Genomic DNA, 2,508 nt, shown 5'->3' on the forward strand with positions numbered 1-2,508 from the left:
GGAGCTTTTGCTTTTCAAAAAGTATGAGCGAAGCGAATACATTATCAATGCTTTTACTTTTGAATATCACGAACAGTATTAATTAAAAACTGCCCCTCGAAGCGAGGAACGAGCTTCAATAGAGTACGAGCTTTAGCGAGTACCTAGGGCAGTTTTCCACAAGTTTTTATATTTTTTATTTTTAAATATATTTTTAAATATTTTTAAGTTGCTTGAAACGCTTGTACAGCAAGGCTTTCACAGCTAATAAGTACACCAATTCCGACATATAAGTACACCAATTCCGATATTTTAGCCCCAATAAGTACACCAATTCCGACATATAAGTACACTAATTCCGATGATATTGACACGTACATTACAAAGGTGTACAAATACACTTGAATTATAAAAGTGTACAACAATGAAAAATGACTTAGTTGTAAAAGATAATGCGTTGATTAATGCTAGTTATAGTCTTGGTCTTGTCGAACAGCGATTGATTTTATTAGCTATCGTTATTATTCGGGAACATACTCATAACATGCACCTTGACTATATTGCATTCAATAAACCAATTGAGATTACAGCAGAAAGTTATATTAATACGTTTGGTGTAAGCCATAGCACAGCATACGAAACACTAAAGGATGCCTGTAAGTCTTTATTCTCAAGACAGTTTAGCTATCAAGAACCTAGAGAAAAAGGTATTGCTCATAAAACGACTCGCTGGGTGTCTGATATTGCTTATATTGATAATTCTGCAACTATAGAATTTACTTTTGCTCCAGCGGTCTTACCCCTAATCACTTATCTTGAACAACACCTTACAAGCTACGAATTAAAACAAGTTGCCAATCTAACAAGCGGTTATGCTATTCGCCTATACGAACTTTTAATTGCGTGGCGTAGTACTGGGAAGACACCAATTATTGATTTAAATGAATTTCGTTTAAAACTTGGAGTTGGAGATGAAAAATATCAAAGAATGGGGCAATTTAAAGAAAAAGTTTTACATATTGCTATTGAGCAACTTAACAAACATACAGACATTACCGTAACTTATGAGCAACATAAGCAGGGGCGTACAATTACAGGGTTTTCATTCAAGTTTAAGCAAAAAGTACAACCTAAAATTGAAACTAAACGAGATCCCAATACCCCTGATTTTTTCATCAAAATGACCGATTCCCAACGTCATTTATTTGCAAACAAACTGTCTGAAATGCCTGAAATGGGGGCATATTCTCAAGGTACAGAAAGCTATCAGCAGTTTGCTATTCGTATTGCAGACATGCTTTTAGAGCCTGAAAAATTCAGAGAGTTTTACCCAATTTTAGAGAAAGCTGGATTTAGTCATGACTAAAAAAGATATTATGGAAGTTCGTAAAGAAGTCCATAGATTGCAAAATGAAGCAGCAAAAAACCCTGAACACCCTATCAATAATGGGCTTAAGGCACACCTTGAAGAAAGAAATCGTAAATTAGCAGAGATTAAAAAATCACAGTCCAAATAGCTTTCTGTCACGCTCTTCTGTTAAATACTCGTTGATTTCAGCGAGTATTTTTTGTTTCTGCGCTTCATCTTCCATTTGTTTCATCAAGAAAGAACCCAGTAAAATTTTACGTCTAGTGTCGTCCTTTCTTTCTTGTGCTTTTTGTTTTGCCTTTTCTCTTGCTAAAGCAGCCTGTTTTTGCGCTTTTAACTGGTTTAACTTCTCTTGTTGTTTTGCAATTTTCTGATCTAAAGATTCAATACCCATTGTGATTCCAAAGCCTTTAAAAAACCATTAGAGCATAGGATACCTGCCATTGAGATTCAATGCCTTCCTAAGCTATAATGGTTTTCCCCGAAGGGCGCACTTTCCCAAACTAATTTCATTATGTTTGGAAGAGCGAAAGGGGATACCCCTTTACCCCCATAAGAGCAGACTTGTTTTTGTTGATTGTTGATTGTTTTTAAAAGCGAAAAAAGACAAAAGAGAAAATGGCTATTTATCACTTTTCAGTAAAGAACGTAAGTCGAGCAGATGGGCGAAGTGCCGTAGCTGCTGCTGCCTATCGTTCAGGTGAAAAGTTGATAGATGAAAGACAAGGGAAAGAACAGGATTACACAAGAAAAACAGGCGTAGAGTTCACGAAAATTTATGCACCTGAAAATACAAATCCTGAATTATTAGACCGCAACCAACTTTGGAACACAGTCGAAAAAGTCGAGAATCGCAAAAATTCACAGCTTGCTAGAGAATTTGAAATTGCCTTTCCGCATGAGCTTAACCAAGAGCAACGGCAAGGACTCTTAAACGAGCTATGCCAAGATATTGTAAAACGGCATGGCGTTGTTGTGGATGCAGCCATTCACGCCCCACACACGGAAAGCGGTAGCGATAAGCGCAACTATCACGCTCATATTTTGCTAACCACTCGCAGCATTGACGAACAGGGCAATTTAGGCAAAAAAACGAGAGAGTTTAACGATCACGGCAAACAACAGGTCGAACACTGGCGAGAAAGGTTTGCAGACCTAAC

General features: G+C 37.1%; 5 protein-coding genes. 3 read left to right on the forward strand and 2 right to left on the reverse strand.

Annotation, left to right across the window (positions count from 1 at the left end; all coding sequences use genetic code 11):
* Nucleotides 1-203: 203 nt before the first annotated feature.
* On the reverse strand, nt 204-353 hold the full coding sequence (locus FTV32_RS16520) for a hypothetical protein (protein WP_179996696.1): 150 nt from the start codon (nt 351-353) through the stop codon (nt 204-206).
* A gap of 50 nt (nt 354-403) precedes the next feature.
* On the opposite strand from FTV32_RS16520, the gene repM reads away from it, so the two are divergent.
* Both repM and FTV32_RS16530 read left to right on the forward strand, forming a co-directional pair.
* Complete coding sequence (gene repM / locus FTV32_RS16525) at nt 404-1,345, forward strand: replication initiation protein RepM (protein WP_180029123.1); 942 nt, start codon at nt 404-406, stop codon at nt 1,343-1,345.
* Complete coding sequence (locus FTV32_RS16530) at nt 1,338-1,496, forward strand: hypothetical protein (protein WP_179991813.1); 159 nt, start codon at nt 1,338-1,340, stop codon at nt 1,494-1,496. Before repM ends, FTV32_RS16530 begins: the two co-directional genes overlap by 8 nt.
* On the opposite strand, the gene FTV32_RS16535 is transcribed toward FTV32_RS16530, so the two are convergent.
* Entirely contained in the window at nt 1,482-1,742 is a 261-nt protein-coding gene (locus FTV32_RS16535) for a mobilization protein (protein ID WP_180029124.1), read from the reverse strand. The two genes, FTV32_RS16530 and FTV32_RS16535, sit on opposite strands and share 15 nt — an antisense overlap.
* Nucleotides 1,743-1,966: 224 nt before the next feature.
* Here FTV32_RS16535 and mobQ point away from each other — a divergent pair.
* A partial coding sequence (mobQ, locus tag FTV32_RS16540; protein ID WP_180029125.1) for a MobQ family relaxase occupies nt 1,967-2,508 on the forward strand: 542 nt, incomplete at its 3' end.

The organism is Acinetobacter sp. YH16032 (genome assembly GCF_013417345.1).
Taxonomy (GTDB): Bacteria; Pseudomonadota; Gammaproteobacteria; order Pseudomonadales; family Moraxellaceae; genus Acinetobacter.